The sequence below is a fragment of the Xanthomonas sacchari genome (assembly GCF_040529065.1).
Taxonomy (GTDB): domain Bacteria; phylum Pseudomonadota; class Gammaproteobacteria; order Xanthomonadales; family Xanthomonadaceae; genus Xanthomonas_A; species Xanthomonas_A sacchari.
Genome location: NZ_CP132343.1, coordinates 3,925,881 through 3,942,812 on the forward strand (window position 1 = coordinate 3,925,881; position 16,932 = coordinate 3,942,812).

The window sequence follows — 16,932 nt, forward strand, 5'->3', positions numbered from 1 at the left end:
CCTTTCTCCTTGATGGGTTACCAATCTTCCAGACCCGCTTGAGGCCAGGCATCAATAGCGCTTGAAAACCGCCTTGGAACATGCGGTGTAGATGACCTTGCATTGCATGCCGGTGACCGCGCGATTGTCTTGCTCGCAACGCTGCATCGCGACATCGCCGGCGGCCTTTTCGCTACCGGCCGCAACAAAGTTCGTAAGACCATCGAGATATGCCCTTCCGCCGATTTGTGGCTCTGCGACGGCGGCACATTGGTTCTGATAGGTGAGGCCAATTCGGCAGTCTTTCACTCCATCGGAAGAGCAGCGCCTCAGCGCGTCGGCCTCCGCTTCGGATTTCGATGCCTTGCCTGTCGTCACCCCCAGGCTGTTCCAGCCGTCGCCCGCACCCATGGCAATGGCACCCCAGGTCTTGACCCAGTAACCCGTCGGTCGGGGAGCTTCCTGCGGGGCCACCTGACTCTGCGGAATCGGGGCGCAACCAGCCGCCCCCTGACCGCCTATTGGATACTGGCCGGGTGGGCAGCCACCTTCTGCATGAGCACCATGCGCAACAGCCATCAAGAAGCAAAGCGCTAGAAATTTGAGGCACATGGCTCTTTTCCTCATATCACCTGATCCTGGTATCCCGGTTGGCCGCGCCCATGACGCCACTGCCTTCGGAGGAAGAGTTGGTAGACGACGTGCCGCCCAGCCTGTGGTTGGATGATCCCACCGCGTGCGGCGAAACCTGCGAATCCGGTCTGGTTTGCGGTGGGCTGTAAGACCCCGGCGGCTGACCCTGTGGCCCCGGCGAAGACGCAGTCGCAGGGCCGAAGGCCGTGTAGGTCATGAACGTACCCATGTTGCCTTGCCAGACCGCCGCCGCGATCGTGGGCACCGTGACGATCAGCACCGTCATCAGCAACCCGATCCCGCCCTGCTGCAGCGCCTGGGACGACAGGCCTTCGGCGTTGGCCAACGGAATGAACTTCATCGCCCAGTACGCCGCCGCCACCTTGGCGGTGAACTTCAGCACCATCGCCGACACCACCGACAGCATGGACATCGAGAACAACGTGCCCAGCACGTAGAACAGCCACTTCCGGAACAGGTCCTTGGTCTGGTCGAACATCAGGAAGAAGATGAAGATCGGGCCGATGCCCACCAGAAATGCCATGGTGAACTTGAACAGCAGCAACATCGCCCCCGCCGCCATCGGTGGGCTGGCCGTGCCGAAGCTGGCCAGCAGCATCGAGCGCCCCTTCTTCTCGATCGATTCGGGATCGCTGGCGTCCACACGCACCGCATCCAGCGCCGACAGGGCCAGCTGGGTGTACTTGAGGTTGTCGTCGATCGAGTCGGCCGCACTGCTGGTGTCGTCGCCGGTGAACAACCCATGGATCTCCTTGTCCAGGTTGTCGGTCATCGTCTTGTGCAGCGCCGCGCCGTTCGCGCCCAGGGTCGAGGCGATCATCAGGATCACCGCGACCTTGGCCGCCTTGACCATCGTCGCCATCGCCGACTCGCGCGACTGCCCGGTCGCGATGCGGTAGCCCTGGATCAGGACCCAGAACGTGGTCGCGGTCAGCGCGATCACGCTCACCCAATGCATCGCCCGGCGCATCAGCTCCAGGCCGAAATCGGCGATCTCGTCGGTGAAGTAGTTGTTCACCAGGCGGAAGAACAGGAAGTCCCCCAGATTGGCGTCCGCCAACGGTTGCATCCAATGCGTGGCGGTGTCGAAAAGTCCGTTCATGCTGCGTGCCTGCCCGATGTCCTGTGCTGTGTTGGAGTTGCCTGCGCCGTCACTTCGACAGCGCTCCAGCGAGCACTCCCGCCTGGATCACCTGCCCCAGGATGTTGTTCTTGTTGCCGTCCAGCGCCCGCCGCGCCAACCGCGACTGGTCGTCCTTGAGCGCCACGATGTAGGTGTCGTAGGCCTTCATCTGTGCCTGCCAGTAGTCCAGGTCCATGGCGTTCTGGGCGACGAAACGCTGCACTTCGTTGTCGTTGGCGGCCAGGGCGCCCTGACTGGTCTTTACGCTGTCGCGCTGCGCCTGCACCTGCTTGAACTGCTCGTTGCGCTGGATCAGGCGCTTGAGCATGCGCACCGTCTCGTTGTATTGGGCGTTCTTGGCCAGCACGATGCGCGCGCAGACCTTCATCTGCTCGTCGACGGCGTTGCCATTCAAGTCCGGCGCCAGCGCCTTGAACTGGTTTATAAGCCCGGCGATGCCGCTCTGGCTCGCGCCCGGGCAGTCGTCTTCCAGCCCATAGTCCTGGGGCCGCTCCGGAAAGTTGTCGGCCATGGTGGAATCGCCGAACTGCAGCCGCTGCAGTTTGATGAGCTGCTGCTGGTAGTGCTCCAACTGCATCTGGTACTGCTTGATCGTCTCGCTCCAGCGCTTGGCCTGCTCGGCGTATTCCTGCAGCGCCTTGGCCATCGACATCGGGTCGTTGACGATCCATGTCGCGTTGGCGGGCGCAGCGACGAGGCAGGCGGCGAGCGCGACACCTGCGAACAGGCGCGAGAAGCGGTGGCGACGGGTCGAGGGGTGGGTCATGGCGGTCTCGGCAAGTCTGGTGCGATACAGGGGGTGGCGATCATCGCGGCAACTGCACGGCGGCAGGCGGCGACGAACCGCCGTCAGCGGCCGCAGCGCGGCCACTGGATGGTCGGGTTCGGGAACCTGCTGCGGCCATCGTCCTTGATGAGCGGATGAGTCAGGTGGCGCGGGACTCTTGCATGAAGTGCATTCCATTTCCACCGCCCCATGCGGCCCCGTAGGGAGGCGTATTCAGTAAAGCCAGGCACGCCAACGGTTTCGCCGACCGGGGTAGGAAAACTCCGACATTGCGTCGCGGCATGTCCCGAGCCGGACAGCAACGGCGTCACCGCGGGTTTTGCGCAGCCAGATCCCCAGATCCGCGCGAGCCCCTCAGCCGACCGCGATGCGACCGTTCAGTCGTCGGCGAGCCGCGCCCAGCGCTCGTGGTCGCGCCAGACCCCGCCGATGTGCAGGTAGCGTGGCGAATAGCCTTCGCGGCGGAAGCCGGCGCGCTGCGCCAGGGCCAGCGAGCGGGTGTTGTCCGGCTGGATGTTGGCTTCCACCCGGTGCAGGCCCAGTTCGGCGAAGGCGTAGGCCACGCACAGGCGCAGCGCATGCGTCATCAGCCCGCGGCCCTCGCAGCCGGCCATGGCGTGGTAGCCGAGATAGGCGCTCTGGAAGCAGCCGCCGACCACCTGGCTGAAGGTGAACAGGCCGGCGAGTGCGCCGCTGCTGCGTTCGCGCGCCAGCAGCGCGATGTTGCTGCCGTCCAGGGTCTGCGCGTACCAGGCTTCGAACCCCGGCACATCGGTGAACGGATAGGTCCAGGGGTGATGCAGGGCGACGCTGGCGCGGTGCGCCTGGATCAGCGCGATGCCGTCGCGGCGCCGCACCCGCGCCAGCGACACGGCCTCCTGCGCAGCCTGGCCCGCGCTCTGGCCCATGGCCTCAGGCCGGGGCCGCCGCGCCGTCGTCGCGACGCATGACCTGGGCGTGGCGCGTCTTGAACTCGTCGAAGCTCAGGCCCTGCGCCTGCGCATCGGCGTGCGCGGCGTCCTTCAGCGCGTCCGAGTACATCAGCCGCACCGGCGTGCCGGCGCGTTCGTGCAGTTCCGCCGCCTGCATGATCAACGACAGCACCTGCGCGGCGCTCTCGCTCTGGCCGGCGATGCGCCCGTCCATGCCCAGCACCCACTCGCCGTCGCGGCGCACGATACCGGCCAGCAGCGTGCGCTGCTGGTCGCGCAGTTCCGCATGCGGCTCGATGGGCGCGGCCGGCGCGGCGTCCTCGGCACGGTGGCGCAGGCGCTCGGCCAGCTTCTTGCGCAGATCGCGGCGCTGCTTGGACTGGATGGACATGCGGTTTCCTCAACGATGACCCGACGACGATAGCCCAACCGCGACGCCGCTCACAGCGGGTCCGCCGGTTCCAGCCGCGGCACCTGCGCGTCCGGCCGCGGCAGGCGCTTGCCGCTGCGCCGCTCCCAGCGCCAGAAGCCCCAGCCGAGCAGGAAGAACGCGCCCGAACCCAGCGCCAGGTGCAGCGCATGGCCGCTGAGCAGCGGCGACAGCACCCCGGCCACCAGCACGGTCACCATCAACTGGGTGAAGGCCTGCAGCGAGGAGGCCAGCCCGCGCTGGCGCGGATACATGTCCAGCACCGCCAGCGCCAGGATCGGGAAGATCAGCGCAGTGCCCAGGCCGGCGAAGAAGATCGGCAGCACCGCCCACGGCAGCGCGATCGCCGGCGCCAGCGCGGTGTAGGCGATGTTGCCGGCCATCGACAGGCCGCAGCAGACGAAACCGAAGCGCACCTGGCGCATCGGCCCCAGCCGCCCGGCCATGCGCCCGGACAGGAACGCGCCCAGGGTCATGCCGCCGATGGTCGGCAGGAACAGCCAGGCGAAGTCGCGCTCGGTCTTGCCCAGCAGATCGATCATGAACACCGGCGCCGAGGCGATGTACAGGAACACCCCGCCGAAATTGAACGCGCCGGCCGCGGCCAGGCGCTGGAAGCGCGGATTGAGCGCGATGCCGATGTAGTCGCGCAGCAGCGTACGCGGCGCCAGCGGCGTGCGCGCCTGCGGCGGATGCGTCTCCGGCATCCAGCGCAGGGTCGCCACCAGCAGCAGCGAGGAGAAGCCGACCAGGAACCAGAAGATCATCGGCCAGCCGCGGCCGCTGCCCAGGATCCAGCCGCCGATGACCGGCGCGATCGCCGGGGCGATGCCGAAGATCATCGACACCTGGCTCATCAGCCGCTGCGCATCGTCGCCGTGGTACAGGTCGCGGATCACCGCGCGGCCGACGATCATGCCGACGCCGGCGGAGACGCCCTGCAGCGCGCGGAACATCAGCAGGGTCGGCAGGTCGCGCGACAGCGCGCAGCCGGCCGAGGCCAGGATGAACACGACCAGCCCGGCGACGATCACCCGCCGCCGCCCCAGCGCGTCGGACAGCGGCCCGTGGGCCAGGCCCATCAGCGCGTAGGCCAGCAGGTACACGCTCACCGTCTGCTGGATCGCCACCGGATCGGCGTGCAGGCGCTGCGCCAGCTGCGGGAACGCCGGGAAGATGGTGTCGATGGAGAACGGGCCGAACATCGCCAGCCCGGCCAGCAACAGGGCCATGCGGCGCGTGGACACGGACGGGAGCGTCATGGGGAGATCATCCTGAAAAGCCGGCCGCGGCGGCCGCAGGACCGGCGCACACGCGACGACGCCGTCCGGCATGGACGGGCGCGAGAGAAGGGAGTGCGGGCATGATACGCGCAGCCGCCGCCGGCGCGCATCCGCCACGGCTTGCCCATTCAGCCTGGCGTGGGGGCGAACGGCCCGCCGTGGGCGGCGCCGGCCACGCTATAATCGCAGCGCAGCAAGGTGGGAGAAGCGGGGCAACCCGCTGCCGAAGGCGCAAACGCCCGTAATCGCTCAGGCCCGATACCACCCGCACCAAGACTCTGGAGAGACCGGTCAAACCCGGCGCCGAAGGGGCACGAAGCGCAGCGCCAGCCGCCGCTTCCAAACTCTCAGGCAAAAGGACAGAGGGGCATTGGGAAGACACGCGCTTCCCGTCGATCGTGCCCGCCGCTGCGGTCCGACGACGGCCTTGCGCGCGTCCCCGCCTCCTCGTGCCTTCCTCAGCCGGACGACTGCCATGTCTCACACCTCTTCGCTGCGCGACCTCGAACACCACTGCGCCTTCATCGAGCGCCACATCGGCCCGAACGACGCCGAGATCGCGCACATGCTGCGCACCGTCGGCCACGACTCGCTGGAGGCGATGACCGACGCCATCGTGCCGGGCAACATCAAGTCGCCGGCCGCACTGGCGCTGCCCGATGCCGTCACCGAGGAGGAGGCGCTGGCCAAGATCCGCGCCATCGCCGACAAGAACACCGTATTCCGCAGCTTCATCGGCCAGGGCTACTACGGCACCCACACGCCGAAGGTGATCCTGCGCAACATCCTCGAGAACCCGGCTTGGTACACCGCCTACACGCCGTACCAGGCGGAGATCTCGCAGGGCCGCATGGAAGCGCTGATCAACTTCCAGACCATGTGCGCCGACCTCACCGGCATGGAGATCGCCAACGCCTCGCTGCTGGACGAAGCCACCGCCGCGGCCGAAGCGATGACCCTGGCCAAGCGCTCGGCCAAGTCCAGGTCCGACACCTTCTTCGTGCACGACGCGGTGCACCCGCAGACCCTGGAACTGCTGCGCACCCGCGCCGAGCCGCTGGGCATCGTGCTGCGCGTGGGCACCCCGGAGGAAGCGCTGCAGGCCGAGTGCTTCGGCGTGCTGCTGCAGTATCCGGACAGCTTCGGCCACATCGGTGACCACAAGGCCCTGGCCGACGCAGTGCACGCGCAAGGCGGCCTGGTCGCCGTCGCCACCGACCTGCTCGCGCTGACCCTGATCGCCGCGCCCGGCGAATGGGGCGCGGACATCGTGGTCGGCAATTCGCAGCGCTTCGGCGTGCCGTTCGGCTTCGGTGGCCCGCACGCCGCGTTCATGGCCTGCCGCGACGCCTACAAGCGTTCGATGCCGGGCCGCCTGATCGGCGTGTCGATCGACGCCGCCGGCAACCCCGCCTACCGTCTCACCCTGCAGACCCGCGAGCAGCACATCCGCCGCGAGAAGGCCACCTCCAACATCTGCACCGCGCAGGTGCTGCTGGCGGTGATGGCCTCGATGTACGCGGTGTACCACGGCCCCGAGGGCCTGGTGCGCATCGCCCGCCGCACCCACCGCCTGGCCGCGATCCTCGCCGCAGCGCTGCGCGGTGCAGGCGTCGCCGTCGGCGAGCGCTTCTTCGACACCCTGCACGTCACCGGCGTCGATGCCGAGGCCATCCATGCCAAGGCGCGTGCGGCCGGCATCAACCTGCGCGCGATCGACAGCGCGTCGCTGGGCATCAGCCTGGACGAGACCGCCACCCGCGCCGACGTGGTCGCACTGGCGCAGTTGTTCGGCGCGCAGGCCGACGTGGACGCGCTCGACGCCGCCACCGCCGATGCGCTGCCGCCGCAGTTGCTGCGGCACAGCGCGTTCCTGCAGCACCCGGTGTTCAACACCCACCACAGCGAGCACGAACTGCTGCGCTACATGCGCGCGCTGGCCGACAAGGACCTGGCGATGGATCGCACCATGATCCCGCTGGGCAGCTGCACCATGAAGCTCAACGCCACCGCCGAGATGATCCCGGTGACCTGGCCGCAGTTCGGCGCGATCCATCCGATGGCCCCGGCCGAGCAGAGCGTCGGCTACAAGCAGCTGATCGACGAACTGGAAGCGATGCTGGTCGAGTGCACCGGCTACGACGCGGTCAGCCTGCAGCCCAACTCCGGCGCGCAGGGCGAGTACGCCGGCCTGCTGGCGATCCGCGCCTACCACCGCGCCCGCGGCGAAGGCCATCGCGACATCTGCCTGATCCCCGAATCGGCGCACGGCACCAACCCGGCCTCGGCGCAGATGTGCGGCATGACCGTGGTGGTGACCAAGTGCGACGGCAACGGCAACGTCGACGTCGCCGACATCCGCGCCAAGGCCGAGAAGTATTCGGACCGTCTGGCCGCGCTGATGATCACCTACCCGTCCACCCACGGCGTGTTCGAGGAAGACGTGGTGGCGATCTGCGAAGCGGTGCACGCGCACGGCGGCCAGGTCTACACCGACGGCGCCAACATGAACGCGCTGGTCGGCCTGGCCAAGCCCGGCAAGTGGGGCTCGGACGTGTCGCACCTGAACCTGCACAAGACCTTCTGCATCCCGCACGGCGGTGGCGGCCCCGGCGTCGGCCCGTGCGCGGTGAAGGCACATCTGGCGCCGTACCTGCCGCGCACGCTCGGAGGCGACGGCGACGTCGGCATGGTCTCGGCCGCCAGCTTCGGCTCGGCCTCGATCCTGCCGATCAGCTGGATGTACATCACCATGATGGGCAACACCGGGCTGCGCAAGGCCACCCAGGTCGCGCTGCTCAACGCCAACTACATCGCCAAGCGCCTGGCGCCGTACTACAAGACCCTGTACACCGGCCGCAACGGCCTGGTCGCGCACGAGTGCATTCTCGACGTGCGCCCGCTGGAGAAGACCAGCGGCATCGGTGCCGAGGACATCGCCAAGCGCCTGATCGACTTCGGCTTCCACGCGCCGACGCTGAGCTTCCCGGTCGCCGGCACGCTGATGGTGGAGCCGACCGAGAGCGAATCGCAGCACGAGTTGGACCGCTTCATCGACGCGATGATCCAGATCCGCGAGGAGATCGCCGCGATCGAGGACGGCCGCCTGGACCGCGAGGACAACCCGCTCAAGCACGCCCCGCACACCGCCGCGCAGGTCACCGCCAGCGAGTGGACCCACGCCTACCCGCGCGAGTTGGCCGCGTTCCCGCTGCCGACGCTCAAGCAGCAGAAGTACTGGCCGCCGGTGGCGCGCGTGGACAACGTGTACGGCGACAAGAACGTGATGTGCGCGTGCATCCCGGTGGATGCGTACAAGGAAGACGCGGTGGTCTGAGCCGCGGCGACGTTCGACGCTGCACCCGAGACCCAGCCTCGTGCGCGAGGCTGGGTTTTTTCATGCCTGCGCATCGCGCACACTGCAGTAGACAAGTATGTGCGATGCAGCGCGTTGCACGGCTCGTTCACGCCGCGCCGCCCAGGATCGGGATTGCACTGCAGCCCGCGTGTTCGCGCGTCGGTCTCTCAGCACCCTCCCCGTCCGTCGCCTCCCGGAGCGATCTTCCATGGCCAGCCGCAAGCGCACGCCCAGCGATTCCCCATCGTCCACCGCCCCCACCTCCACCGCCGCGCCCACCGACCAGCGCGGCCATGGCGACGAACTGCACCAGCAGGCCGGCGGCACGCATCCGCCGCTGACCACCAACCAGGGCATCCCGGTCGCCGACAACCAGAACTCGCTGCGCGCCACGCCGCGCGGGCCGACGTTGCTGGAAGACTTCATCCTGCGCGAGAAGATCACCCACTTCGACCACGAGCGCATTCCCGAGCGCATCGTGCACGCGCGCGGCAGCGCCGCGCACGGCTACTTCGAGCTGACCGCCTCGCTGGCCAAGTACACCACCGCCACGCTGCTCACCGAAGTCGGGGTGAAGACCCCGGTGTTCACCCGCTTCTCCACCGTGGCCGGCGGCGCCGGTTCGGTTGACACGCCGCGCGACGTGCGCGGCTTCGCGGTCAAGTTCTACACCAAGGAAGGCAACTGGGATCTGGTCGGCAACAACATCCCGGTGTTCTTCATCCAGGACGCGATCAAGTTCCCGGACCTGATCCACTCGGTGAAGATGGAACCGGACCGCGGCTTCCCGCAGGCCGCCAGCGCCCACGACACGTTCTGGGATTTCATCTCGCTGACGCCCGAGTCGCTGCACATGATCATGTGGGCGATGAGCGACCGCACCATTCCGCGCTCGCTGCGCATGATGGAAGGCTTCGGCATCCACAGCTTCCGCCTGCTCGATGCCGACGGCAACAGCACCTTCGTCAAGTTCCACTGGCGGCCCAAGCTCGGCCTGCAGTCCACGATCTGGGACGAGGCGGTGAAGCTGGCCGGCGCCGATCCCGACTTCCATCGCCGCGACCTGTTCGAGGCGATCCAGCAAGGCGACTTCCCGGAATGGGAGCTGGGCGTGCAGTTGTTCACCGAGGAACAGGCGGACGCCTTCCCGTTCGACCATCTGGATTCGACCAAGCTGATCCCGGAAGAACTGGTGCCGCTGCAGATCGTCGGGCGCATGGTGCTGGACCGCTGGCCGGACAATTTCTTCGCCGAGACCGAACAGGTGGCGTATTGCCCGGCCAACATCGTGCCCGGCATCGACTTCTCCAACGACCCGCTGCTGCAGGGCCGTCTGTTCTCGTACCTGGACACGCAGCTCAGCCGCCTGGGCGGGCCGAACTTCCACCAGTTGCCGATCAACGCGCCGAAGTGCCCGTTCGCGAACATGCAGCGCGACGGCCACATGCAGATGGGCGTGCCCAAGGGCCGCGTCGCCTACGAGCCCAGCTCGCTGCAGAGCGACAGCCCGCGCGAGACCGCGCGTGGCTTCGTCAGCCATCGCACGCCGGCCGAGGACGCCGCCAAGGGCCGCATCCGCGCCGAGAGCTTCGCCGACCACTACAGCCAGGCGCGCTTGTTCTTCCGCAGCCAGACCCAGCCGGAACAGGCGCACCTGGCCTCGGCGCTGGTGTTCGAGCTGTCCAAGGTCGAGACCGCGCACGTGCGTGCAGCGGTGGTCGGGCATCTGCGCCACGTCGATCCCAAGCTGGCGCAGCGCGTCGCCGACGGTCTGGGCATGGACGCATTGCCGCCGGCACCGCCGGCCGCCGTCGCGCCGCAGGACATGCCGCTGTCGCCGGCGCTGCAGATCATCGGCAAGATGAAGCCCATCCTGGTCGGGCGCAGCATCGGCATCCTGGTCCACGACGGCTCCGACGCGGCAACGGTGAAGGCGCTGCAGAAGGCGGCGCGCGACGCTGGCGCCACGGTCAAGATCGTCGCGCCGAAGGTCGGCGGCGCCAAGCTCAGCGATGGCAAGAAGCTGGCCGCCGACGGCCAGTTGGCCGGCACCCCATCGTTCGTGTTCGACGCGGTGGCGGTGGTGCTGTCGGCCGAGGCCGGCAAGCAACTGAGCAAGGAATCGGCGGCCATCGACTTCGTCAGCAACGCCTTCGCCCACCTCAAGGCCATCGCGGCCGACGCCGGTGCGCAGCCACTGCTGAAGGCCGGCAATGTGCAGAAGGATGCCGGGGTGGTCGAGGCCGGCGACAGCAAGGGCTTCATCAACGCCGCCAAGACCCGCCAGTGGAGCCGCGAGCCGAAGCTGCGCCTGCTGGCCTGAGCCCGGGCCAGGCCAGACGGTTCCGCCCTGGCGCCGCATGGGTGTGGCGCCAGGGCGATGGCACCAAGGAGGAGGGACGGAAGCGCCCTCAGGACGCCCCCGCGGCGCCCCAAAAAAAGCCTGGCCAATTTTTCGCCACCCCTCTTGACACTGTTGTGTCACGGGCCGGCGTCGGTGTTATCCACACCTTTATGCAGAAGTCATCCACACCCCCTGTGGACAACGGGGCACGGCCGCCCTCACCTTCCCCAGACAAGCAAGTGATTGATTCAGAAGAAAAAGGAATGTCACGGGCTTGACAAGAAGCGAGCGAGCCGCTCCTGCGCGGGCGGTCGGCGGGCGCGGCGGCAAAAACTTATCCCGAACTCGGGGTGGCGTGTCTACAACCACCCGAGGTGAAGCGGGTGTGAAATTTTCACGTGTCGACGACGGACGGCGGACAGGTGTCCAAAAGGCCCCGCCGCGCCGGCCGCTGGCCTTGGTCCGGGAAGCTCCAACACAGCGCCGATGCTGCACTGCGGTACTGCCGCGGGGCATCCAGGCCCCGCGACGCCCGACCGCCGCGCTGGTCGGCCCGCCACGCGACCCGCGCCCATCACTTGGCCCACCTTGCCCCGATGCCCGTTTGAACCGGCGCGCGTGCTCAGGCCAGCACGTCGCCGTCGGCCGCCGGCAGCAGCGCATCGGCCAGGCGGCGCTCCATCTGCTTGAGATAGTCGCTGAAGCCACCGCAGGCACGCGCCACCCGCCGCGCGCTGGTGATCACCGCCGGCTGCGCGCGCCGCGCGATCCGCGCCTGCGCGCGCACCAGCGCCTCCACCAGCGCCACGTCCTCGTGCGCGGCCAGCGGCAGGAAGCCGCCGCAGCGCCGGTACAGCTCGGCGCTGACGCCGAGGTTGGCGCCATGCACGTGCGGGTGGTCGTCCTCATGGCACTCACCGGCCAGGTACGCCTCGCGCAACGTGGTGTCGTAGTCGGCCCAGTCGTCCACCGTGACGATGCCGCAGAACGCGTCGCTGGCGCAGTCCAACTGGGCCGACAGCCAGTTCGCCGGCACCACCGAGTCCGCATCGGTACAGGCCAGCCAGCGCGCGCCGGCAGCCAGCGCCGCCTGCGCCGCCGCCGCCCGCGCGCTGCCGACATTGCCGCTCTGCAGCGCAATGGCGTGCGCGCCATGCGCCGCGACGATGCCGGCCGTGCCGTCGCTGCAGCGGTCCAGGGCGACGAACACCTGCACCGCCTCGCCGCGCAGGCCCGCGCATCGCGCCGCGCGCACCACCGAGCGCAGGCAGGCGCCGATCAGCGCCTCCTCGTTGTGCGCCGGGATCAGCACCGCGATCACCGCAGGCGCTCCGCCGCGGCCACCGAATACGGCGAGGCGCTCCAGGCTTCGAGCATCACGTCCTCATCCTCGTAGCGCAACAGCCGCGGCAGCTCCAGGCGCTGCGCCAGGCAGGCGTGCACCGCGCGCCCGTCCATGCAGGCCTCGGCGAACGGGTGCAGCCAGTGGCAGGCGACCAGCACGCCCTGCTCGCTCAGCGATGCGCGCAGGCGCTGGGCGCATTCCCGCAACTGCGGCAAAGGCAGGTAGTAGCCGACCTCGCTGAACACGATCAGGTCGAAACGGCCCGGCGGCCAGGTGCGCGGATGCTCGGCCTGTTGCACCTGCACGTGCGCCGTGGCGGCATTGCGCTGCGCGGCCAGGGCCACCGCGCGCTCGGAGAGGTCGGTGGCCAGCAGCGCATCGCAGCGTGGCGCCAGCGCCGCGGTCAGTTCGCCGTTGGAGCAGCCGACTTCCCAGGCACGCGCGAAGCGCGCACGCGGCAGGCTGGCCAGCAGCAGCGCGCGCTTGCGCGCCTCGTACCAGCGCTCGCGATAGCCGAACGGATCGTCGTCGCGGTAGAGGGCGCCGAAATAGGCCTGGACCGAATTCATGCGACAAATACCTCGAAGCGGCGTGCGAACCGTTGCAGGACCTGCGGCGGCAGGATCGGCGCCGGCACCGTTGGTTGCGCGGTACCCAGCTGCGAGGCGAAGCACTGCAGCGCGTCCTGCTTGGCCTGCCAGTCGGCATCGTTCAAGGCATAGCGGAAGGCGCCGCGTAGAGCCTGCGGCGCGGTGTCGGCCTGCAGCCAATGCCAGGCCCAGACCGGGAACTCGAGCAGCCGTGCATCGACGGCGGCGACGGCCTGCCGCACCGCACGTGCACTTGCCTCATGGTCGGGATGGCCATCGCGGTGCCAGGTGGTCAGTACCAGGTCGCCCGCGCGCAACTGCGCATGCAGGCGCTCGGCCAGCACCGTCTCCTGCGCGCCGACCTGGCCGTCGGCGAGACCGAGGTGACAGATCGCGGCGGGATCGGCGCCCAGGCGGCCCATGGCCGCGGCGAGTTCGGCGCGACGCACTGTGCGCAGGCGCTGCGGCGTCCAGTACGGATCGTGCGGATAGCAGGCTTCGCCGTCGGTCACCGCAATCAACTGCACGGGGATGCGCAACCGGCGCGCACAGGCGATCGCGCCGCCACAGCCCAGCGCTTCGTCGTCCGGATGCGGCGACACCATCAGCAACCGCGCGGCGCCCGCGAGCAGGTCCTCGATCGGGCGCTGCGGCAACGCGGCCAGCCATGCCGAACGCTGCCACGCCGACTCCGGCGTGCCGTCGCCATGGATCTGCGGCTGCGGCACGCTCACAGCCGCCATGGCCGCACCTGCTCGCCCAGCGCCTGGCCGAGTGCAGCCCAGTCGTGCTCGGCATGGCTCTGCCGCACGAACACCGCCAGATCCGCGCAGCGCATGGCGTGTTCGCGGTCGCTGCACAACGGCGCCGGGCCGAGCGCACGGCCGACGCGATCGAGCACATCGGTGGCGGCGCGTTCCACGAACGAGCGCAGCCGGGTCACCGCGTGCCGATGCGCCTGCTCGGGCGCGGCATCGATGGCGGCGGCCAGTTCGCGCAGCAGCGCGCGCGCGGCGCCCAGTTGCTGGTCGATCACGCCCAGGTGCATCGCTGCATGCGCGTCGCGCTGCAGCTTGGGATGTGCGCGCAGGCGCTCGGCGACGGCGCTCGCGGCACCGTACCAGCAGGCCGCGATCCCGGCGCCGCCTTGCCAGAACCCGGGCCGTTGCAGGTACTGGCCCGGCGCGCCGATCGCCAGCGCCGGCACCGCATCGAAGGTCACCGGCCCGCTGACCACGCGCGCCATGCCGACCGCGGCCCAGGCCTGCGCGTCGATGGCGATGCCGGGCTGGCGCAGTTGCACCTGCACCAACTGCTGCCGCTCCGCGTCATGCGCGGTGACGAGCGCCTGGTCGACGATGCCGGCGCCTGAACACCAGGCTTTGCGGCCAAGTACCTCGCCGCGCTGCGCATCGCCACGGTAGGCCAGGCGCGCGTCCGGCGCCTCTGCAGCCCATACGGCGAACAACTGCCCAGGCAGCGGTGCCGGCGCGCCGAGTTCGGCGAGGATCGCCTGCGCGTCGTAATGCGCTTCCAGCACCTTGGCCAGGCACACGTCGACCGCGGCGATCTCGGCCAGGATCCGCCAGCGGTCCAGGGTGTCGCCGCCGCCAGGCAGCGGCAAGCGTGGGTAGCGTGCCAACGCATGCAGCGCGGCACCGCGTAGGTCATCGACATCGCCAAGGGCGATGGGGGAACGCAGTTCGGTCAAGCGGATCCTCTGTGCGAAGGCGCCAGGCAAGCTGTCGAAAGCTGCAATGCGGAGCGTCCGAGGTGAAAGGTGGCGTGAATCACAACAGCCTGCATGCGCACGCAGCGTGTGCGTATCGCACCGCGACGTGCACACGCATGAAGCATTCATCGCCAACGCGTTGCCCTCGCCTACCGATGCAGCGGGCGAGAGCGCGGCGTGGCGCCGCCTTACGGCGTCAGGATCACCTTGCGGCAGTCCTGCTCCTTCTTGTCGAAGATCGAATAGCCCTGCGCCGCCTCGGCCAGGCTCAGGCGATGGGTGATGATCTCGTTCGGGCGCAGCCGGCCCTCGCCAATGTGCTCCAGCAGTTCGGGCATGAAACGCTGCACGTGGGTCTGGCCCATCTTGAAACTCAGCCCCTTATCGAAGGCGTCGCCGAACAGGAAGCCATGGATGAAACCGGCGTACACACCCGGCACGCTGACGGTGCCGCCGCGACGCGTGGCGGCAATGCACTGGCGCAATGCGGTACCGCTGCTGCCTTCCAGCTTCAGCGTGGCCATGACCGTTTCCACGGTACTGCCCTTGGCCTCGAAGCCCACCGCATCGATGCTGGCGTCCACGCCGCGGCCGTCGGTCTGGCCGACGATGATGTCGGCCGGATCGTCGATCTCCTCGAAGTTCAGCGGGATCACCCCGTAGGTGCGCTGGGCGAAGTCCAGCCGGTACGGGTAGCGGTCGACCATGAAGATGCGCTCGGCGCCGAGCATGCGGCAGCAGGCCGCGGTCATCAGCCCGACCGGGCCGGCGCCGAAGATCGCCACCGTGCTGCCCTGACGCACGCCCGCATTCACTGCGGCCTGATAGCCGGTGGGCAGGATGTCGGAGAGGAACAGCACCTGTTCGTCATGCAGCACGTCCGGCACCACCAGCGGGCCGACGTTGGCCTTGGGCACGCGCACGTATTCGGCCTGGCCGCCGGCCACGCCGCCGTACAGATGGCTGTAGCCGAACAGCGCCGCCGGTGGGCGAATGCCCTTCTGGTTCAGTGCCGCACCCTTGCCGGTGTTGGTGGTCTCGCAGGCGGCGTACTCGGTCAGGCGGCAATGGAAGCACTCGCCGCAGGCGATCACGAACGGGATCACCACGCGGTCGCCCTTCTTCACCCGCTGCACATCTGGGCCGACCTCCTCCACCACGCCCATGAACTCGTGTCCGAGCACGTCGCCGGTGTGCAGGTCGGGAATCTTGCCGCGGTACAGATGCAGGTCCGAACCGCAGATCGCGGTGGCGGTAACGCGCAGGATGATGTCGTCTGTCTCGACCAGCACCGGGTCGGGAACGGTTTCCACGCGCACGTCCCGGGTGCCGTGATAGGTCAGAGCTTGCATGGGTCATTCCTTTCGTCTGCGAACACGTGACTGAAGTGTTGCCGTCGATGCCGTGCAACGTCGGTGACCATGCCGTGAGTCCGATGTCGCGACCGCGGCGCGCGCCTTGCAGGCAATGCCCTGCGTACATGCGCGGCCGCTGCATTACCATGCGCCGTCCCCACTGCGAGCCGACGCCCATGCCCGACAGCCTCCACGACCTGCAAGCCGCCCAGCGCGCCTTCGCCGACGCCCGCGACTGGGGTCAGTTCCACAGTCCGCGCAATCTCGCCGCGGCGCTCTCGGTGGAAGCGGCGGAGCTGCTGGAGCATTTCCAATGGCTGGACGATGCGCAGAGCCGCCAGCTTCCTGAAGAAAAAAAGCAGCAGGTCGGTAGCGAGATCGCCGACGTGCTGCTGTATCTGGTGCAGTTGTGCGACAAGCTGCAGATCGATCCGATCGAGGCCGCGCAACGCAAGATGCTGGCCAACGCCGTCAAGTATCCGGTGGAGCTAGCCAAGGGGCGCATCACCAAGTACACCGAGCTATAGGGGAGCACGAGGAGGCTGCCGCGCAACGACGCGGCGCTCCCCAATCACCGGCTTCCGGGGCAAGCCGAATGCGGCTTGCCCCGTAGAGCGGCTTCAGCCACAACGGGCGTTTCCGGGTGAAACTCGTCGCGGCTGAAGCCGCTCCTACAGCGGACGTTCCTGGACGATCAGAGATGCCCGCCGTGCGCCACGGCGCTGCATGCGGCAGCTAGACGTTGTTACCGCTCACCGCCCTTGCGCGCGGACGACGTCTTGCTGGCGCGCCTGCTGCTTGCGCGCGTGGCGCTCTTCTTCGCCGGCGTCTTCCTGGCCGTCGACTTCTTCGATGCGGTCTTTTTCGTCGCAGATTTTTTCGTTGCGGTCTTCTTTGCCGAAGCCGTCTTGCTCGCAGCCTTCCTGGCCGTCGTCTTCCTCGCCGAGGCGGACTTGGCCGTGCTTTTCTTTGCAGCGGATGTAGGCGCACCGGACTTCT

At 68.5% G+C, this 16,932-nt stretch carries 14 protein-coding genes and 1 riboswitch; of the genes, 3 read left to right on the top strand and 11 right to left on the bottom strand.

The genetic code is table 11. The annotated features are described in order from the left end of the window. Window positions 1–51: 51 nt before the first annotated feature. The 6 genes from RAB71_RS16520 to RAB71_RS16545 form a co-directional block, all read right to left on the bottom strand. Window positions 52–453, bottom strand: a complete 402-nt coding sequence (locus RAB71_RS16520) for a DUF4189 domain-containing protein (protein ID WP_234006544.1) — start codon at window positions 451–453, stop codon at window positions 52–54. A 154-nt stretch (window positions 454–607) separates the two neighbouring features. Then, complete coding sequence (locus RAB71_RS16525; protein WP_010340257.1) at window positions 608–1,735, bottom strand: type IV secretion system protein; 1,128 nt, start codon at window positions 1,733–1,735, stop codon at window positions 608–610. Between the two features lie 49 nt (window positions 1,736–1,784). After that, window positions 1,785–2,423 (bottom strand): hypothetical protein, encoded by a 639-nt coding sequence (locus RAB71_RS16530; protein WP_040900440.1) that lies wholly within the window; start codon window positions 2,421–2,423, stop codon window positions 1,785–1,787. A 518-nt stretch (window positions 2,424–2,941) separates the two neighbouring features. Beyond that, the gene (locus tag RAB71_RS16535) at window positions 2,942–3,472 is read right to left on the bottom strand and encodes a GNAT family N-acetyltransferase (RefSeq protein WP_010340259.1); all 531 of its coding nucleotides are present in this window, start codon (window positions 3,470–3,472) and stop codon (window positions 2,942–2,944) included. Window positions 3,473–3,476: 4 nt separating this feature from the next. Continuing rightward, window positions 3,477–3,887 (bottom strand): hypothetical protein, encoded by a 411-nt coding sequence (locus tag RAB71_RS16540; protein ID WP_010340260.1) that lies wholly within the window; start codon window positions 3,885–3,887, stop codon window positions 3,477–3,479. Between the two features lie 50 nt (window positions 3,888–3,937). Beyond that, entirely contained in the window at window positions 3,938–5,188 is a 1,251-nt protein-coding gene (locus RAB71_RS16545; RefSeq protein WP_010340261.1) for a multidrug effflux MFS transporter, read from the bottom strand. A gap of 289 nt (window positions 5,189–5,477) precedes the next feature. After that, window positions 5,478–5,582, top strand: a riboswitch (glycine riboswitch). A 102-nt stretch (window positions 5,583–5,684) separates the two neighbouring features. On the opposite strand from RAB71_RS16545, the gene gcvP reads away from it, so the two are divergent. After that, window positions 5,685–8,546, top strand: a complete 2,862-nt coding sequence (gene gcvP / locus RAB71_RS16550; protein ID WP_010340262.1) for an aminomethyl-transferring glycine dehydrogenase — start codon at window positions 5,685–5,687, stop codon at window positions 8,544–8,546. Between the two features lie 229 nt (window positions 8,547–8,775). Further along, a complete protein-coding gene (locus RAB71_RS16555; RefSeq protein WP_010340263.1) occupies window positions 8,776–10,890 on the top strand; it encodes a catalase in 2,115 nt (704 codons plus the stop codon). Between the two features lie 643 nt (window positions 10,891–11,533). Here the strand turns inward: RAB71_RS16555 and RAB71_RS16560 are convergent. The 5 genes from RAB71_RS16560 to RAB71_RS16580 form a co-directional block, all read right to left on the bottom strand. Continuing rightward, the gene (locus tag RAB71_RS16560; RefSeq protein WP_010340264.1) at window positions 11,534–12,232 is read right to left on the bottom strand and encodes a glycosyltransferase family 2 protein; all 699 of its coding nucleotides are present in this window, start codon (window positions 12,230–12,232) and stop codon (window positions 11,534–11,536) included. Further along, window positions 12,229–12,825, bottom strand: a complete 597-nt coding sequence (locus RAB71_RS16565) for a class I SAM-dependent methyltransferase (RefSeq protein ID WP_010340265.1) — start codon at window positions 12,823–12,825, stop codon at window positions 12,229–12,231. The genes RAB71_RS16560 and RAB71_RS16565 overlap by 4 nt, the downstream gene beginning before the upstream one ends. Beyond that, complete coding sequence (locus tag RAB71_RS16570; protein ID WP_010340266.1) at window positions 12,822–13,589, bottom strand: PIG-L deacetylase family protein; 768 nt, start codon at window positions 13,587–13,589, stop codon at window positions 12,822–12,824. Before RAB71_RS16570 ends, RAB71_RS16565 begins: the two co-directional genes overlap by 4 nt. After that, a complete protein-coding gene (locus RAB71_RS16575) occupies window positions 13,577–14,557 on the bottom strand; it encodes a hypothetical protein (RefSeq protein ID WP_010340267.1) in 981 nt (326 codons plus the stop codon). The genes RAB71_RS16570 and RAB71_RS16575 overlap by 13 nt, the downstream gene beginning before the upstream one ends. A gap of 209 nt (window positions 14,558–14,766) precedes the next feature. Continuing rightward, window positions 14,767–15,930 carry a zinc-dependent alcohol dehydrogenase gene (locus RAB71_RS16580; protein ID WP_010340268.1) on the bottom strand — a complete coding sequence of 388 codons (1,164 nt, stop codon included), beginning with the start codon at window positions 15,928–15,930 and terminating at the stop codon, window positions 14,767–14,769. A gap of 179 nt (window positions 15,931–16,109) precedes the next feature. Here RAB71_RS16580 and RAB71_RS16585 point away from each other — a divergent pair, with 179 nt between their 5' ends. Continuing rightward, window positions 16,110–16,460 (top strand): nucleotide pyrophosphohydrolase, encoded by a 351-nt coding sequence (locus tag RAB71_RS16585; RefSeq protein WP_010340269.1) that lies wholly within the window; start codon window positions 16,110–16,112, stop codon window positions 16,458–16,460. The last annotated feature ends 472 nt before the right edge of the window (window positions 16,461–16,932 follow it).